At 35.1% G+C, this 16,732-nt stretch carries 16 protein-coding genes; 4 read left to right on the top strand and 12 right to left on the bottom strand.

All coding sequences use genetic code 11. From position 1 onward, the window contains the following. Positions 1-73: 73 nt before the first annotated feature. A complete protein-coding gene (locus JJQ93_RS01770) occupies positions 74-544 on the bottom strand; it encodes a hypothetical protein (RefSeq protein ID WP_085112981.1) in 471 nt (156 codons plus the stop codon). A gap of 165 nt (positions 545-709) precedes the next feature. Here JJQ93_RS01770 and JJQ93_RS01765 point away from each other — a divergent pair, with 165 nt between their 5' ends. After that, positions 710-1,573 (top strand): phosphatase PAP2 family protein, encoded by an 864-nt coding sequence (locus JJQ93_RS01765; RefSeq protein WP_274892553.1) that lies wholly within the window; start codon positions 710-712, stop codon positions 1,571-1,573. 18 nt (positions 1,574-1,591) lie between these two features. Here JJQ93_RS01765 and JJQ93_RS01760 read toward each other — a convergent pair whose 3' ends face one another. From JJQ93_RS01760 to JJQ93_RS01745, 4 genes are all read right to left on the bottom strand, one after another. After that, positions 1,592-2,782, bottom strand: a complete 1,191-nt coding sequence (locus tag JJQ93_RS01760) for an NAD(P)/FAD-dependent oxidoreductase (protein WP_274892552.1) — start codon at positions 2,780-2,782, stop codon at positions 1,592-1,594. A gap of 67 nt (positions 2,783-2,849) precedes the next feature. Beyond that, entirely contained in the window at positions 2,850-4,037 is a 1,188-nt protein-coding gene (locus JJQ93_RS01755; protein WP_274892551.1) for an FprA family A-type flavoprotein, read from the bottom strand. Positions 4,038-4,208: 171 nt separating this feature from the next. Then, the gene (locus JJQ93_RS01750; RefSeq protein WP_038069401.1) at positions 4,209-4,685 is read right to left on the bottom strand and encodes a ribonuclease H-like YkuK family protein; all 477 of its coding nucleotides are present in this window, start codon (positions 4,683-4,685) and stop codon (positions 4,209-4,211) included. Positions 4,686-4,767: 82 nt separating this feature from the next. Beyond that, positions 4,768-5,577: a lipid II flippase Amj family protein gene (locus JJQ93_RS01745; RefSeq protein ID WP_274892550.1), complete on the bottom strand. Its 810-nt coding sequence runs from the start codon at positions 5,575-5,577 to the stop codon at positions 4,768-4,770. 175 nt (positions 5,578-5,752) lie between these two features. On the opposite strand from JJQ93_RS01745, the gene JJQ93_RS01740 reads away from it, so the two are divergent. Genes JJQ93_RS01740 through JJQ93_RS01730 form a run of 3 tightly spaced genes read left to right on the top strand, consistent with a single transcriptional unit; the run spans position 5,753 to position 7,963 of the window. Further along, on the top strand, positions 5,753-7,162 hold the full coding sequence (locus JJQ93_RS01740) for an MFS transporter (protein WP_274892549.1): 1,410 nt from the start codon (positions 5,753-5,755) through the stop codon (positions 7,160-7,162). Beyond that, positions 7,163-7,579 (top strand): nucleoside-diphosphate kinase, encoded by a 417-nt coding sequence (gene ndk, locus JJQ93_RS01735; RefSeq protein WP_085112987.1) that lies wholly within the window; start codon positions 7,163-7,165, stop codon positions 7,577-7,579. A 51-nt stretch (positions 7,580-7,630) separates the two neighbouring features. Next, positions 7,631-7,963 (top strand): hypothetical protein, encoded by a 333-nt coding sequence (locus JJQ93_RS01730; protein WP_085112988.1) that lies wholly within the window; start codon positions 7,631-7,633, stop codon positions 7,961-7,963. A 1-nt stretch (position 7,964) separates the two neighbouring features. Here JJQ93_RS01730 and JJQ93_RS01725 read toward each other — a convergent pair whose 3' ends face one another. The 7 genes from JJQ93_RS01725 to JJQ93_RS01695 all read right to left on the bottom strand — a co-directional run bounded on the left by JJQ93_RS01725 (position 7,965) and on the right by JJQ93_RS01695 (position 16,643). Then, positions 7,965-10,664 (bottom strand): calcium-translocating P-type ATPase, SERCA-type, encoded by a 2,700-nt coding sequence (locus JJQ93_RS01725; protein WP_274892548.1) that lies wholly within the window; start codon positions 10,662-10,664, stop codon positions 7,965-7,967. 64 nt (positions 10,665-10,728) lie between these two features. Continuing rightward, positions 10,729-11,382: a DUF2225 domain-containing protein gene (locus JJQ93_RS01720; RefSeq protein WP_274894029.1), complete on the bottom strand. Its 654-nt coding sequence runs from the start codon at positions 11,380-11,382 to the stop codon at positions 10,729-10,731. A 97-nt stretch (positions 11,383-11,479) separates the two neighbouring features. Continuing rightward, a complete protein-coding gene (locus JJQ93_RS01715) occupies positions 11,480-12,529 on the bottom strand; it encodes a YkvI family membrane protein (protein ID WP_274892547.1) in 1,050 nt (349 codons plus the stop codon). A 156-nt stretch (positions 12,530-12,685) separates the two neighbouring features. Continuing rightward, positions 12,686-13,624, bottom strand: coding sequence for a YveK family protein (locus JJQ93_RS01710; RefSeq protein ID WP_274892546.1), 939 nt, complete (start codon positions 13,622-13,624; stop codon positions 12,686-12,688). 22 nt (positions 13,625-13,646) lie between these two features. Next, entirely contained in the window at positions 13,647-14,543 is an 897-nt protein-coding gene (gene galU / locus JJQ93_RS01705; protein WP_274892545.1) for a UTP--glucose-1-phosphate uridylyltransferase GalU, read from the bottom strand. An 18-nt stretch (positions 14,544-14,561) separates the two neighbouring features. Continuing rightward, positions 14,562-15,173: an antiterminator LoaP gene (gene loaP, locus JJQ93_RS01700; RefSeq protein WP_240495856.1), complete on the bottom strand. Its 612-nt coding sequence runs from the start codon at positions 15,171-15,173 to the stop codon at positions 14,562-14,564. A 99-nt stretch (positions 15,174-15,272) separates the two neighbouring features. Continuing rightward, positions 15,273-16,643 carry a phosphomannomutase/phosphoglucomutase gene (locus JJQ93_RS01695; RefSeq protein WP_085112994.1) on the bottom strand — a complete coding sequence of 457 codons (1,371 nt, stop codon included), beginning with the start codon at positions 16,641-16,643 and terminating at the stop codon, positions 15,273-15,275. Positions 16,644-16,732 lie beyond the last annotated feature (89 nt).

Here is a 16,732-nt window from a genome sequence, read left to right as displayed (position 1 = left end):
TCTTAAATAAATATCGCTTGTATTGTATTATATTATTTATTTGACAAAAAGTAAATAAAGGCCTTCAAGGCCTTCACACAATTTTACCGTTTAATCCTATTTCAAAAACAAACTCATTATCGCACTTTTTACCATCGTTCATTTTTTCTATATATTTTTTCAAGATATCAGCTTTAGCGTGAACTTCTAATATCCTGAATTTCTTCAAAAGAGCTATGCTTTTTACTATAGAATTCATAGCATCGCTAATAACATCATCGCTTACATTTTCACAATCGTCGATGTAAACATACATGCTGCATCTTTTAAGCTGCCAGTTGATATTGTAAAGTCCACAAAAACCTATATTTTCTCCTTCATTTGTTTGCAGTATAAATATTTTTCTGTTTTTCCCGAAGGGAATATTCAATACATTTTCACTTTTTCTTGACACCTTAAACATGTCTATCAAAAATTTCACTACATCAACATCTTTAAGCCATATAGAAAATGACTTTTTGTCCCTCTTTTCCACATCTCTCAAAAATATCTTTTCAGCTTTCACTTTAACACCACCTATATATTATTATTCTTTATAAATTTTAAAAATCCTTCTTTCTAAAAGAAAATAATTTTCGACAAAGATGATTTTAAAAAATTTTATAAACTACTCACTTGATGTTGAAGGAAGATTTACAAACTTGTAGAATATATATATCGAGGTGATAAAATGCAAGCAGCCATAATAAAGGATATTCAGCTTATATCAAATCCAATTTTAGATTATTTTTTTATATGTATAACAATGATGGGAAGCTCATTATTTTATTTTTTAGCACTGCCTTTATTTTATTGGTGCATTGATAAAAGATTCGGGCTTAAATTAGGGTTAGTGCTTTTGTCATCTATATACGTCAATACAGTAATAAAAAACGTAACAATGGTTCAAAGGCCAATTGGATACCCTGGTATCAGATCGATTTTCACACAATACGCTGGCGGATATTCATTTCCCAGTGGCCATGCACAAGGTACAACTACGTTTTGGGGCACAATGATGTTTAAATACAATAAGAAAATCACAAAAATTTTAGGCGTAGCTGCAATAATATTAGTCTCCATATCGCGGTTGTACCTTGGCGTTCACTGGCCTGTCGATATAGTTGGTGGAATTTTAATCGCTTTGTTAGTGATAATAGTCGCGGAACTTGTAGACAGTATAATAATCGAAGGCAAGTATGATATAAAGCTTATATATAAGATAATTCTTTCATTAATTGTGCCTTTAGGATTGATAATTTTGTTTCCATACAATGAAAACTTCGAATACATGGCATTATCATCTGGTACAATGATAGGATATTTTATTGACCAACATTACTTTAAATTCACCGTAAATAATACGGTTAAAGGTCAAATAGCAAAGTTGATAATTGGTTTGTCAATTTTTGCTGTGATATTAAGCACTTTAAAATATTTGCTGCCTTATACAGAAATTTTCAATGCATTTAGATATTTCATTGGAGGGTTATGGATTTCAATTGGAGCACCACTTCTATTCAATAAACTCAAGCTTAACAAAAAAACCTTATAATACTTGGATTTCCAAGTATTATATTTTTTCTAATATCTCCTTGGCATCTTTTGATGAAATTAAAAATTCTTTTAAATCAAGCCCAGAATCAATAGCTTTCTTTACTTTTGTAGAATAGCTTATATCGCCTATGAGAATTGCTCCTATTAATTTATTTTCTTTAACAAACAATTTATAATAAGTATTTCCATCTTTATATCTGTAGGATACAGCAGCTTCATCAAAAATATCTCCCGATGAAAAAACATCCACACCAGTTACCTTCAAAGTGCTTGACGGAGGTACTTCTTTGTATACCGTCTTAATACCAACAGCGTTTAAGCCTGCCGTCCTTCCTTGAGCCAAAGCGACAGTCCAGAGGCCATATATTTTGCCGTTGTGCTCAGCGACATCACCTGCTGCATATACATCGTCAACATTTGTCTTCATAAAATCATCAACTACAATTCCTTTATTGATTTTAATGCCTGAATCCTTAATTGCATCCAAGTTTGGCCTTACGCCTGCTGAAAATATCACAAAATCGGCATCAATTTTAATTCCATTTTTAAGCATAACACCGTCAACTGGATCACCAATTATCTCCTCTACTTCTGCACCTAATACAAGATTTATACCGCTATTCTCAATGATCTTTTCAATAATCCTCGATCCTTCTTCGTCAGACTGTTTAGGTAGCAGCCTTGGAAAAAATTCTATAACTGTCATGTCGTAACCAGTTTGCCTTAATGACCAGGCCGCTTCAAGTCCTAACAATCCACCTCCCACTACTACACCTCGTTTTTTGCCATTTATATACTCGTTTAATTTTTCCACATCGTCAAGGCTTCTCACTGCGTAAACACCTTTTTTATCGTTTCCTTTAACTGGTGGAACAAAACTATGACTTCCAGATGCGACTATGAGAACATCATATGTTAAAATGCTGCCGTCATCCAACTTCACAATTTTTTTATCTGTATCTACCGATAGCACATTTCTCTTAAGCAAAACGTCTATATTGTTATCTTCATACCATTGATCAGGCTTTACATATAATTTTCCCAAATCAAATTGTTGGCCAAGTAAATGTGACAATTTCACCCTGTAATACGTGTTGTATTTTTCCCTTGAGATCATCGTAATCTTTGATTCACCATTGTTCTTTCTGATATTTTCAGCAGCTTGAAGTGCAGCAATTCCGTTTCCAATGATTACGAACTTCATCATCATCAGTCCTTTCTATGTAAAAAGTTTAGCTCCGTGTTATATGCGTGATGCATATAACACTTTTATGTTATACAAGCGATGAAGCAAATATTCTTCCAAAATCTCTGCACCTTTCAATATCGTCATCGCTTGGAATAAAATTAACTTTAAGACCCGGTTCAACCAAATTAAGTTTAAGACCTTTTAGCCTTTCTTCCATCAATGGTATTGCCTCGCCACTCCATCCATAAGAACCGAAAACTGCAGCAGGCTTATTTTTATTCTTTATTGGATTTATTCTATCTATGACATTCCATATAGGTTCAACAGCATCACCAGTAATTGTAGGAGAACCAAACAAAAGTCCATCTGCTTTTTCAAGCTTATCTCTAACATCATCTAAATCAACAGCTTTTGCGTTGTATATTTCAACATCTATGACACCAGAATCTTTTATGCCATTGCCAATCTCCTCAGCCATTTTTCTCGTGTTTCCGTATGCAGAAACATAGTATATAAGCACTTTCTTTTTTTGAGCTACATCTTCTTTGCTCCACTTCTCATAATCCTGCAAATACTTATCGATATTTTCCCTCAGCACAGGTCCATGTCCTACTGCTATTACATCAAGAGGAATATCCTTAATTTTTTCCAATGCCTCCAAAACCTTTGGCTTAAATGGGCTTATGATGGAATCAAAATAAAGCTTGTAAGCTTCTTTAAAATCATCTTCAAGATCGTTAAAAAGATGTTTAGGTGTATAATGGCAGCCAAAAGCATCGCATGTAAATAAAATTCTTTCTTCCTCCAGATAAGTAAACATTGTGTCAGGCCAATGAAGAAACGGTGCCATGATGAATTTTAATGTCTTACCGCCTAAATCAATAGAGTCACCATCATTTACTATTCTAAACTTAAAATCGCGGTTTATCTGTCCTTTCAAAAAAGTTATAGCCGTCCTGCTACCAATGACTTCCGCGTTTACCGCCTCTTTGAGAAGTTTCGGCAATGCACCAGAATGATCAGGTTCTGTATGGTCTACAATGATATAATCAATGTCTTTTAAATTTACAAGGCTTTTTATCTTATCGACGTACTCATCGTAAAATGGCTCTTTTACCGTTTCAATCAATGCGATTTTTTCTTTTCCTTTTACAAGATATGAATTGTAAGATGTTCCCCATGGTGTTCTCCATACTATATCAAAATACTCAAGCTCAGGATCTAAAACTCCCACCCAGTAAACATCATTTTTTATTTTAACGACTTTATCCATGATATCACCCCGTAAATAATAATTATTATCAATTAATATTTTATTTCCTTAACTTAATTATACCACTTGCTGCCAATATTGCAATAGTTAAAAAAATAATTTTTCAAAATTTAACATGTAATGCACCGCAAAAAAATAAAAACCTCAAAAGAGGTTTTCATCAAACGCGATTTACATTGACTTTGTATGTTTATCAGCTACTTTGCTTGCTCCGTATGAATCAGGTTTTACCTGTGCATCAAAGCCACAGCCAGTAACCATACCAACTACTTCTTTTATAATGTCTTTTGTCATGCCGTTCTCGCCAACATCAAGATGTATCTCTATATTAAAATCTTTCTTACCCATTTTTTCAAATTTTGATGACAATATATTTGCAAGCTCTATGCTGTAATTAGCCTCCATAAAAATCCTTTGCCTTAGAGATGGAATTTTTTTATGTTGAAACTTCCTGTAGTAATACCTGGCACCTTTTCCTTCGCGATATATGATTACTGCAGAAACAAAGCATATGACTTTGCCAGGTTGTGAATCAGTCCCTATCATAAGCTTGTACTTAGAATTTTTATCGCTTTTTATAAACTCCACAATATCATTAAACATCTTATCAATATCCAAAACACCTTTTGTCGGATTTACAAAATTCAAGGCTATCCATCTCCTTTGATTCGCATAAGAATCCTTTTAATATATTATACACTATTTTCGTTCCTTCTGTGTTAAATTTTCATTAAACAATTAATTTTGTGACAAAGAGAATCAAATGAGATGCCGGTACAAAGACTATTTGCGCCAATAGCGTACCTATTATTTTTCCGAATACTAATAATATCACCATTGTATTTACATCTTGCTGTGTCCTTTTCCCAGCCAGTGCTTGATCTGTAATAAGTGCTGCAACAGGATCGACAATGACTGTCAAAAGGATTGTAGCAAAGCCATTGACTATCCCAGAAAGCAGACTTGCTGTAGTTCTAAATTCTGGCAGCAATGCGCCCGCATACAATGACGATATAATGCCTGTTGTGTATATAGAAGTTATTATCACATTGTAAACCAGAAAGCTCTTAGGTATTTTCGTCTCTTTAATGCCTTTTAACATGCTAAACTTGGGTAAAACTATCTTAGCCCTTATTTTCTTTATGCTGCTCCACTTTAAAGACATGAGTACAAGTTTCGGCACAGATCCAGCTTTCTCCATTCCGTTTATGGCAGACGAAAACACTGAAACAAACGTAGGCATTAACGGTGCGCCTATGACAGCACCTAATGTGGCCGACAACAATACAAATCTCATATCAATGCTTAAAGCTGAAACCATCTTGTATTTTATGGATATATCAACGAGACTTCCTAAAAATGGTCCTTGAATCATGTTTGACAACCTTGAAATTACAGCCATTATATTGAACAATGATAATGAAACTGCCAGCTTTCTGGTCCTTACACCTGATGGCCTTATAGAATACGATAATGTATCGATCAAATTTATTATCATTGTGAAAAAGCAAACGATTAATAGCCTCTTTACATCTACCATCTGCACACATCCTAAGCTAAAATATACAAGTTAAATTATAGACATATTTGACAAAAAAAGCAATACATGACCATGATTCTGAAAGTCACACTTCATTTCGTTTTTGTGTAAAAACTGTGTTATAATTTTTTATGTCAAAACCACTATAAAAACCGCAAGAAAGGAAACGGCGTATATGGAAAAACTTCGCACTAATAAATGGATAATCTTATCTGCTGTGCTTATAGGTACCGTAATGGGACCTATAGACGGCAGTGTAACAAACATAGCAATGCCACAACTGGCAAAAATATTTCACACAGATATTACCACAACCAGTTGGATTTCCATGACATACTTATTAATGCTTTCAAGTCTAATGCTGACATTTGGCAGGCTTGGAGACATGGTAGGTTATAAAAAGCTGTATCAGTACGGTTTAATAACTTTTTCCGTCACTTCCGCCATATTAAGTATGTCAAACAATATTTACATGCTTATCATTGTAAGAGCTTTTCAAGCTGTAGGTGCCGGTATGCTTATGTCAATGGCTCCAGCTATAATAACTGCTACATTCCCTCCCAGCGAAAGAGGAAAAGCATTAGGCTTTAATGCAATGGCCGTATCTATAGGGCTTTCGATAGGACCCACATTAGGCGGTTTCTTGCTTACATACTTAGGCTGGAGATCAATATTTTATATAAACATACCAATAGGCATAATCGGCTTTATATGGGCTCAAATAGTAGTTCCAGATAATAAAGGAGTGCCAGAGAAATTTGACCCATTTGGCGCATTATCGGCATTTATCTTTCTTACCGCACTTCTCCTATTTATATCTGAAGGCGGCACTTGGGGCTGGACGTCTATTCTAAGCATTATATCTCTATTAACATTTATAACATTTTTTATAGCATTTATAATAATAGAATACAAAGTAGAGTTTCCAATGTTGGACTTAAGCCTATTTAAAATAAGGTTATTTACATTTGGAAACTTAAGTACACTAATAAATTTTATGGCGCAAAACACCATGACATTCTTGACACCTTTTCTCTTACAGAAAATCGGATATTCTACAGACTTATCCGGTATCATAATGACGTCTTTTCCTCTTATAATGCTTGTTGTCGCACCATTAAGTGGCATTTTATCTGATAGATATGGAGCACAAATTTTATCTACTATTGGCGCTTTGATTACAGCCATTGCACTTTTCTCTATGTCAACGCTGACATTACATTCATCGATGGCATCAATAATGTTAAGATTAGGTATTTTCGGCGTTGGCAACGGAATCTTCCAAACGCCTAACAACAGCTCTATAATGGGCAGTGTATCAAGAAATAGACTCGGCATCGCATCTGCCTTCTTAGCCACAATGAGAAATGCAGGAATGGTTCTCGGTATAGCAATGGGAAGTGCAATATTTACCAACAGGCAGATGTTTTATGAATCAATAAAAATAAACAATAGCAGTGCGTTTTTATTTGGATTGAGAGACGCATATATAGTAGCAGGAATATTTTCCATAATCTGTGCATTAACATCCCTTGTTAGGGATAAAATTAATAAAAAGAATAATTTAGAAAAGGATGGAATGTAAATGGAAAAGACATTTGCTATGGTAAAGCCAGACGGTGTAAAGCGCGGGCTCATAGGCGAGATATTAAAAAGGTACGAAAGCAAAGGACTTAATCTTGTGGCTGCAAAAGTTATATGGCCTTCTTTGGAACTCCTTCAAAAGCATTATGAGGAGCACAAAGACAAACCATTTTATGCTGACTTAATTCAATATATGATGTCTGGACCTGTCTTCGCCATGGTCTTAGAAGGTGATAATGCTGTTAAAATAGTAAGGCTCTTAAACGGTCCTACAAAAATTGAAGATGCTCAACCAGGTACAATACGAGGGGATTTTTGCACAAATACGACATTCAATATAGTGCACGGCTCTGACAGCTTAGAAAGTGCAAAAAGAGAAATACTTTTATGGTTTCCAGAATACGCGAATAAAATTTAGGACAAGTAAATAAACTCTAATAGAAGAAAAATTCTATTGGAGGAGTATTCAATGATCAAAGTATACAGCAAAACCAACAAGTATGGAATCATATATGGAAAGATAGACGACTACAATTGGTATGCTTTAGTGCAAGCTGATGTCGTCGATTACGGAATAAATCCGGAGACATTGTCAAAAGGTGCTGGAAGGGTTTCAAGGCTTTTTATATACAAAGACATTGAAAGAGATGAATTAAATCAAAGCACAATATCAAAATCCATCATTGCAGACTACAGGCATAAATGGAATTTCATAAATGACGATAAGAAAGACGTAGTAAAAAAACTTGTAAACTACTTAGAACTTAGATATTCTTTGAAAGTTTTAAAAGAGGCGAAGTAACTTACTTCGCCTCTTTTTTAGGAAGTACAAAGGCAGTATACAGATTATTAAAGACAAATTCTATAGATGAAAAAAATACTACTACCAACCAATCAAACCAAGTCAAAGGTACAGTCCTAAAAACAGCGCTTAAAAATGGTATGTATATAGTTGAGAGAAAAAGCAAGAATGATGCAGTAACTGCAACTACTAAATATTTGTTAGTAAATAAGCCTAACTCAAATATCAAATGCCTCTCTGATCTACATTCAAACGAATGTATAAGCTCTACCATGACTAAAGTCGAAAACGCAATCGTTCTTGCTCTGTCCAATGTGCCGTAAGTCAATGCAAATATGTACGATGACAAGGTGCAAACAGCCATTAAAGTTCCAACGATGCCTATTCTTATTCCAAGGCCGTTTGCAAAGATGCTTTCATCTGCCTTTCTCGGTTTTAAATTCATTATGTCTTTATCAGCAGGATCAAGCCCCAACGCTAATGCGGGTAGCCCGTCTGTCACAAGATTTACCATCAAAATTTGTATAGGAACAAGCGGAAGCTCTAAAGATGACAAAGCAGCTAAAAACATCGTTATTACTTCTCCAATGTTGCATGACAATAAATATCTTATAAATTTTCTTATGTTGTCGTATATAATCCTCCCTTCTTCAATTGCCGCTACAATGGTAGCAAAATTGTCATCAGTCAAAATCATAGAAGATGCCTCTTTCGCTACATCTGTACCGCTTTTCCCCATAGAAATGCCAATATCAGCCTCTTTAATGGCAGGTGCATCATTTACACCATCGCCAGTCATGGCTACAACATATCCCCTGCTTTTTAAAGCTCTTACAATCCTCAATTTATGTTTTGGAGAAACTCTCGCGTAAACCGTCGTATTCTCTACCGCTTCATTAAGTTTCTTATCATCTAATCTATCTATCTCCTCTCCTGTCATGATGTTATCAGTTTTTGAGTGTATATTTAATTCATCTGCAATAGCTGCAGCAGTTAACTTATGATCCCCTGTTATCATTATAGGTTTAATGCCTGCCAATTTACATTTTAATACAGCATCGTATGCTTCTTTTCTTGGTGGATCTATCATTCCTTCTAATCCGACAAAGACCAAATCCCTCTCAATAACTGATGGATCACTGTATCTAACTCCTTTAGGAAGCCTCCTATAGGCAAATGCCAACACCCTAAGAGCATCCTTACTGAACTTTTCATTCGCCTCAAGTATTTTCTTTTTTTCAAAAGAGCTGAGTGGAACCTCCCTTCCATCCCTTAAAACCTTAGTGCATAGTTCGACTACAACATCTGGGGCACCCTTCGTAAATGCATACATCAAGCCATTTTCCTCAACTACGACGCTCATCCTTTTTCTGTCTGAATCAAATGGAATTTCTTCAATTCGTTTCATCTTTTTTTCTACGTATTCTTTAGATACGCCTCCTAAAACTGAAGCATACATGATGGCAGCTTCTGTAGGATCACCAACGTATTTAACATCTTCTACAACTTCATTTCTTACTTTGATCTTTTCTATTTTTACATCTGCATTATTACACATATATCCTATTTCTAGTAGCCTTTTTAATGCGGGATCGTAAATAGGCTCTACTTTTATACTATTTATTGTAAATTTAACGTTGTTTGACTTTCCTTCAATTTCTACAACACCATCATTTACAAAAATCTTTTTAACTGTCATTTTGTTTTCCGTCAAAGTGCCTGTTTTATCAGTGCAGATGACATTTGTACATCCAAGGGTCTCTACAGCCGGCAGTTTCCTGACAATCGCATTTCGCTTTAACATTCTTTGAACTCCTATTGCAAGGGACACTGTAACAACAGCAGGAAGACCTTCAGGTATGGCAGCTACTGCAAGACTGACTCCAGACAAAAACATGTAATAGATAGACTCGCCTCTAATGATTCCCATAACTACCACAAGAGCACAAATTAATAAAGAACCTGTTACAAGGATCTTCCCTAATTTATCAAGCCTTCTTTGAAGTGGCGTCATACTGTCGTCAATATCCTTAATCATCCCTGCAATTTTTCCCATTTCAGTCCTCATACCTACATCAACAACTAAAGCTTTGCAGCGTCCGCTTGTGACTACAGTACCCATGTATATAAAGCTATTTTTTGGCGCCACCTTCCTGTTTCCTATTTCGACAGGTTCTTTTGTTACAGGAATAGACTCACCTGTTAAAATAGATTCATCAAGCCTTAAGTTATAAGCTTCAAATACGATAGCATCTGCTGGAACTTTGTCGCCTGCTTCAAGCAATATTACATCATCGACTGTTATCTCTTCTGAAGGTATTTCTTTTACAGCACCATCCCTTAAAACCTTTGAAGATGGTGCAGAAAGTTTTTTCAGAGCATCCAGCGACTGTTCGGTCCTGTATTCTTGCACAAAACCAAGAATTGCGTTAAGGATTATAATAACCGTAATCGTCACAGCATCGGCTATTTCTCCCATTAGAGCAGAAATCAACGTTGCAACTAACAAAACCATCACAATAAAATCTTTAAATTGATCTAAAAAAATATCGAAAGCAGTCAATTTTCTACCTTCATCAAGAACATTAGGACCGTATTTCAATAATCTCTTACGTGCTTCTTGTTCGCTTAACCCATTTTTGATAAATTCATTATTAAAGAAGTAAATTGTACTATTTTCTGGTTTTTTTGTCTGAAACATTTGTATCCCCCTTTGTACATTTCTCCTCATATAAAAATATGAGGTCACATGTAAAAACATGACCTCATATTTTTAGGCTTTGCCATTCATCTCTTGCAAAATCAACTATCATAGAATAATTGCTTCTCAATGGATGATTTATTACCTTGTTAAACCATTTTAGAGCTTCATCTCTATTGCCTAATATCTTGTTTAACTCACCTATCAAATATATAAGCTGTATCTCGCCTTCAAATGAATCATTTCCTTCATATGCTTTCTCATATTTGTCTAATGAAATCTTTAAGAACTTTATTTTATTTGCAGTATCTCCTAATATGTCGTATATCCAACTTATCCTCAAGCATGTCTTAGCAAATATTATATCTTTATCGTTTTTTATCTCTGAACAATATAAAGACAAAAGATACGATTCTAAAGCTTTTTTAGGAGTCCTTTCACCAGAAAACTTTCTTTTCGTCCAATTTGTAGTGATTCTTGAGAGAACCTCCTTTCTACTTTCTTCATTAATATTGTTAAAAGATTCGTTTAATGCAGCATAACCGCAATTGGGACATACAATAGGATCATAAAAAAAAGGCTCTATTCCTTCATATTTTGTATACAGATCCTTTCTGATTTCCACAACTCTTAAATGAGACATTCTAACTTTAGTATAAGTAAATTCTCTGCCACAAACTGGGCATTTTGTCTTTGCATCGTACAAAAAAGAGTTCATGTTTTCACTCCTGTCTATAAAGTCTGCAGCAACACTATTTATCCAATATATATTTCGAAACACAAGCAAAAAACATTAGCAAAATAGCTCATTTACATCATTTTTTCTTAATCAAACCATGCGTTATCCCAATCAGCATCACAATTCCAGCATAACCTGCAATCGGATACATGTAGTGCACTAATTTTGAAAATCCAAACCCGCTTAATATAAGTCCTACGCCACCTGTTATTATTGTGCAGACCTTATACAATGTGCTTTTAACATCGGTCAATCTCGCCACAAAACCATAAAGATTTCCAACAGCAGTCGTATAAATTTCTGCAATCAAAATAAAACTGTATATTAGCTTTAGCAACGTTGAAAACTTTCCGGCGATATAAAGCATAGGTATTTGATAATTTGAAACTTTAGGCATGTTCAAAAGAATGGCCACCAAGATCATCGTAGCACCGGCCCACAAGCCTAAACCTCCAAATAAAGCACCTAATTTTAAATCCGATTTATTCGTTGTTTGATTCCCAAGAGGTGCTAATATCGCTACAGACATCAATAAATTATATGAAGCGTAGATAACCCCTGATATAAAAAAATTTTTAACTGCTGCATCAAATGGCATTGATATACGACTTAACACAAAAATATCTGGTGTATAAAAAAGAGCTAATGCACTTATCAAAAATACTCCCAGCAATAAAATCGGCACCACAAAAGAAATAGCAGAAATAACACCTGCTATTCCTGTCAACACTGTCATAACAGATATCACAGCCATCAAAACAGCTCCAAACTGAGATGGTAGCCCAAACTGTTCTTTAAAAATCGCTGCCGTACCTGCCAGCATTGCCGTAAAAGCTCCAAATAAAAAAAATATGATTATATAATCCATTATTTTGCCAAAAAAAGGGCCTCCAACATCCATAATAACCTCATAATGTGAAGAAGCATTAAGCCTATTGCCCAATAATAAAATAAAATACCCATATACGATAAACATAATGGCTGCGGCAAAAAGACCCACGAATCCTTTAACACCGTGGTATCCAAAGAATTGCAGTACTTCCTGTCCAGACGCAAATCCAGCCCCCACCACAGTACCTATATATGTTGCAGCAATTGAAAATACCGACAATCCTTTATTCTTCAAGATTGCGCCTCCTAAATGATTTTTCATTAATATATATATTCTCCTAAACGATTTTTATTTATAATCACTTTTAATATTATGAAACTCTCTATAAAATCTTTCAATAACAATAAAAATCCCATCTTAACAAAGCGGGATTTTTATTGTTTAACTCTATTATTTTTTTTCAACTTTGGCACTGGTACTTTTCCAATATTCTGCAAAAAATACCACAAACACACTTACCATAAGACCTAATATAAAGGCAATTGCTATATTTAATGATTTCTTCGGCGATACAGGTTTATCAGGAACGATGGCTTTTGATGTAACCATTATGCCTTGCTCACCTAAGTTAGATGCTTTTACAAGTTGAAGCATGTTGTACTTTTCCATCATTATATCTCTTGTATTCTTTAAAAGATTCAATTTAGTTTGATTTTGTTCATATTCAGTCTTGTTTGCTGGATTTATACTGTTTAATTCATTTGTGGCCGCTTCGATCTTTGAATTTTGAAGATTTATGAGGTTCTCTATCGTGGCTATAAGTTTATCTGTCTGCCTATTGTTTCTTGATACTATGTAAGATTTAAAATTTGCTGCAATAGCATCAGCTATTTTAGCCGCTAATTTGGGATCTTTCTCTTTTACAGTAATTGTTATTAAATTAGTGTTATCAATTGTTTGCACGTCAATTTCATTTTTGAAATTATCAAGCGTGTATCTTTTAGGGTCAAGCTTTAATTGTTTAATCGTGTTTAACAATACTTGTGGATTCGTGACCTCTTCTTTATATGTATTTACTGTCATATCTTGATACTTTAAAATAGACGATAATAAATACGATAAATCTTTATCCGCCGTATCGCTTTGTATCATTGACCCATCACTGCTATTTTGATTAGGCAAAACAACTGTTGTATTTGAACCAAAAAATCCTGTCTGTGGCGTTATATCTGACACACTTAAAGTCGTAGTTGCTTCATAAGTTGGTTTTATCACAAAAAAGCTCAATAAACCAGCTATCAATACAGATACAATAGTTATCAAAGCCATAGTCTTTCGCCATTTCCATATAATCTCCAATAATTCTCTCAAAGAAATTTCTTCTTCCATCTTATTCCTCCTATATTGTTATTTATTTTTCACTGTATGTAGCTACCTCTTCGGCAATAGCTGCAATTTCTTTCAAGTATTTTCTAAATTCATCTTTCAAATCATCTCTCTTTAAGGCGTACTCTACCGTCGCTTTCAAGTACCCCATCTTGTCTCCTACGTCGTACCTTTTCCCTTCAAAATTATATGCATATATGGCTTCATACTCCAATAACACTTTAAGCGCATCAGTAAGCTGTATCTCTCCACCTGCTCCAGGCTTTACATCTTTCAATATTTCAAATATCCTTGGCGATATTATGTACCTTCCTAATATCGCCATGTTTGATGGCGCTTCATCTATTCTTGGCTTCTCTATAAGGTTGTTTACTCTATACAGCCTATCGTCAATCATATTGGCATCTACTATGCCGTATTTGTCTACTTCACTCTTTGGCACTTCTTGTACGCCTATTATAGAGCAGTTGTACCTTTCGTATTGTTCTATCATCTGTTTTAATACGGGTACTTCTGCATCAACTATGTCATCACCTAATAAAACTGCAAATGGCTCATCTCCTACAAATGCTCTGGCACAGTAAATAGCATGGCCTAATCCCTTTGGCTCTTTCTGCCTTATATAATGTATGTCAACCATATTTGTTATGTCTTCAACGAGGCTTAAAAGATTTTCTTTGCCTTTCTTCTTAAGCTCCAATTCCAATTCTATCGATTTGTCGAAATGGTCCTCTATCGCTCTTTTATTTCTTCCTGTTATTATAAGTATATCCTCTATGCCTGAGTTTACAGCTTCTTCAACTATATACTGAATCGTAGGCTTGTCTACTATTGGCAGCATTTCCTTTGGCTGTGCTTTTGTTGCAGGCAAAAACCTTGTCCCAAGTCCTGCCGCAGGTATTATAGCTTTTCTTATTTTCATGCGTATTCCTCCATCACATCACGAAACTTCTGATAGCTTATCTTCGTTTTTATCTAAATTTTCCACAATTCGGATGCCTAAATCAACCAGGTTGACATTTCCAGATACATTTAGCCTAACTTTTACCCTTCCTTTCCGTTTGTCGATTTTTTCGATAAGACCTTCAAATCCTTTAAGCGGTCCATCGATGATTTTTACCTTTCCGCCTACTTTTATGCCTGTCGAAAATCCGACTATATCGGAGTCTCCTATAAGTGCCAGTATGATATTTATTTCTTCTTCTCTTACCTCAGCAGGCTCAATCCCATCTTTTAAAAATTTTAAAAAGCGAGGTAATCTTTTAATATCATTGTAAAGTTCGTGGCTCATGCACGTCTTTATAAATACGTAACCTGGAAATAAAAACTTTATTTTCTCTACACGGTTCTTGCCTTTTCTTTCAATTATTGCCCTTTTAGGTATCAACACTCTAATAGATTTTCTTTTCAATTTACAAAATAGCAATTCAATCAACCTTTTTACTTTCAGTTCATCTCCCGTTCTAGTATATATGACATACCATTTTTCATCATCTTCCACATATGCTGCCTCCTTTTGATGTGTTTTTAAGATGTATTCGACATGAGACATTAAAAATCCTTCTTTAGTGACCGTTTACAACAAAAAAAATCATAAAATTTTTCCAACACAAAAGGGACGTGATATTTTTCACAGTCCCTTCGTACATTTCTATTTAAGCTCAACACCGTATTCTTTTAGCACACCTGCAAGCTCATCTTTTATCTCTTCAAGCCTTTTCTCAGTATCAGCTTCACACCTTACAATCAATTCAGGGCCTGTATTAGATGCTCTAACAAGCCCCCATCCGCCATTAAACATGACTCTTGCACCGTCAATGTCTATTAAATCGTACCCTTTTTCTCTAAAATGTTCCGTCACACCCTTTACAACGTCAAATTTCTTATCATCATCGCAGTGCAATCTCAATTCAGGCGTTGACGGATATTTTGGCACATCAGAAAGAAGCTCTGACAATGTCTTATCCGTATTAGAAAGTATTCTTAAAAGCCTTGCTGCAGCATACGCCGCGTCATCATAACCATAATACTCATCAGCAAAGAACATGTGGCCTGACATCTCACCTGTAAAGACAGCATTGATTTCTTTCATCTTTGCCTTTATAAGGCTGTGACCAGTTTTATAAAAGATCGGATTTCCACCAAGTTTCTTTATTTCTTCAGGCAATGCCTTTGAACATTTAACTTCAACAATAGCATCTGCGCCAGGGTGCTTTTTCATTATTTCTCTCCAGTAAAGCACCATCAGCATATCGCCCCATATTATATTGCCTTTTTCGTCAACGACGCCAATTCTATCTCCGTCACCGTCAAAAGCTATGCCAACGTCTGCGCCAAGTCTTTTAACCTCACTTATCAAGTCTTTCAGATTGTCTGCGTTCACTGGATCAGGAAAATGGTTTGGAAATGTTGGATCTGATTCGCAGTACAGTGGGTATACTTCGCACCCCAGCCCGTATATGATATCAGGATATATGTTTGAACATGTACCGTTTCCACAGTCTACAACAACTTTAAGCTTTTTATCGCCAAGTTTTACCTTATCCTGAATCATCTTTATGTAGCTTTGTATAGGATATGCGTATTTCAAAGAACCTATCCCCGTCTTGAAATCGCCTTTTTCCGCAATATGATAGAGCTTCTTAAGCTCATCACCATATATAGTTGATGGTCCAAATGCAACTTTAAATCCGTTAAACTGCGGTGGATTGTGGCTTGCCGTTATCATAAGCCCTGCATCGTAATTGTATAGTATTCGGGAATAGTAAAAAGCAGGCGTCGACAGAACACCGATATCCAACACATTGCAGCCTGTAGATGTAAGTCCATTTACTACTGCATTTCTTATAGGCTTTGATGATATCCTGTTGTCTCTGCCTACAATCACATCTTTTATGCCTTTTTCATTTTGAATATATGTACCGAAGGCTTTACCAATAAGCTCTGCTGTTTCTTCGGTAAGGTCATCATTCCATACACCGCGTATATCGTACATCCTGAACATATTTTGATTTAGAGCCATAAAACTCCCTCCTTTAAAATTAGCGTTTCATAATATATTATATACTAAATTATTACATTCACAAGCCGCATCAATAAAATTCTGTCAAA

The sequence above is a fragment of the Thermoanaerobacterium sp. R66 genome (assembly GCF_028895185.1).
GTDB lineage: Bacteria > Bacillota > Thermoanaerobacteria > Thermoanaerobacterales > Thermoanaerobacteraceae > Thermoanaerobacterium.
This window is presented reverse-complemented; position numbering and strand designations above follow the sequence as displayed.

What these genes read in the sequence shown, in the direction of transcription:
- JJQ93_RS01765 (WP_274892553.1), top strand. Translation starts at nt 710, where the DNA reads ATGCAAGCAGCCATAATAAAGGATATTCAGCTTATATCAAATCCAATT.
- JJQ93_RS01760 (WP_274892552.1), bottom strand. Translation starts at nt 2,782, where the DNA reads ATGATGAAGTTCGTAATCATTGGAAACGGAATTGCTGCACTTCAAGCT.
- JJQ93_RS01755 (WP_274892551.1), bottom strand. Translation starts at nt 4,037, where the DNA reads ATGGATAAAGTCGTTAAAATAAAAAATGATGTTTACTGGGTGGGAGTT.
- JJQ93_RS01745 (WP_274892550.1), bottom strand. Translation starts at nt 5,577, where the DNA reads ATGGTAGATGTAAAGAGGCTATTAATCGTTTGCTTTTTCACAATGATA.
- JJQ93_RS01740 (WP_274892549.1), top strand. Translation starts at nt 5,753, where the DNA reads ATGGAAAAACTTCGCACTAATAAATGGATAATCTTATCTGCTGTGCTT.
- ndk (WP_085112987.1), top strand. Translation starts at nt 7,163, where the DNA reads ATGGAAAAGACATTTGCTATGGTAAAGCCAGACGGTGTAAAGCGCGGG.
- JJQ93_RS01730 (WP_085112988.1), top strand. Translation starts at nt 7,631, where the DNA reads ATGATCAAAGTATACAGCAAAACCAACAAGTATGGAATCATATATGGA.
- JJQ93_RS01725 (WP_274892548.1), bottom strand. Translation starts at nt 10,664, where the DNA reads ATGTTTCAGACAAAAAAACCAGAAAATAGTACAATTTACTTCTTTAAT.
- JJQ93_RS01720 (WP_274894029.1), bottom strand. Translation starts at nt 11,382, where the DNA reads ATGAACTCTTTTTTGTACGATGCAAAGACAAAATGCCCAGTTTGTGGC.
- JJQ93_RS01710 (WP_274892546.1), bottom strand. Translation starts at nt 13,624, where the DNA reads ATGGAAGAAGAAATTTCTTTGAGAGAATTATTGGAGATTATATGGAAA.
- galU (WP_274892545.1), bottom strand. Translation starts at nt 14,543, where the DNA reads ATGAAAATAAGAAAAGCTATAATACCTGCGGCAGGACTTGGGACAAGG.
- loaP (WP_240495856.1), bottom strand. Translation starts at nt 15,173, where the DNA reads ATGTCTCATGTCGAATACATCTTAAAAACACATCAAAAGGAGGCAGCA.
- JJQ93_RS01695 (WP_085112994.1), bottom strand. Translation starts at nt 16,643, where the DNA reads ATGGCTCTAAATCAAAATATGTTCAGGATGTACGATATACGCGGTGTA.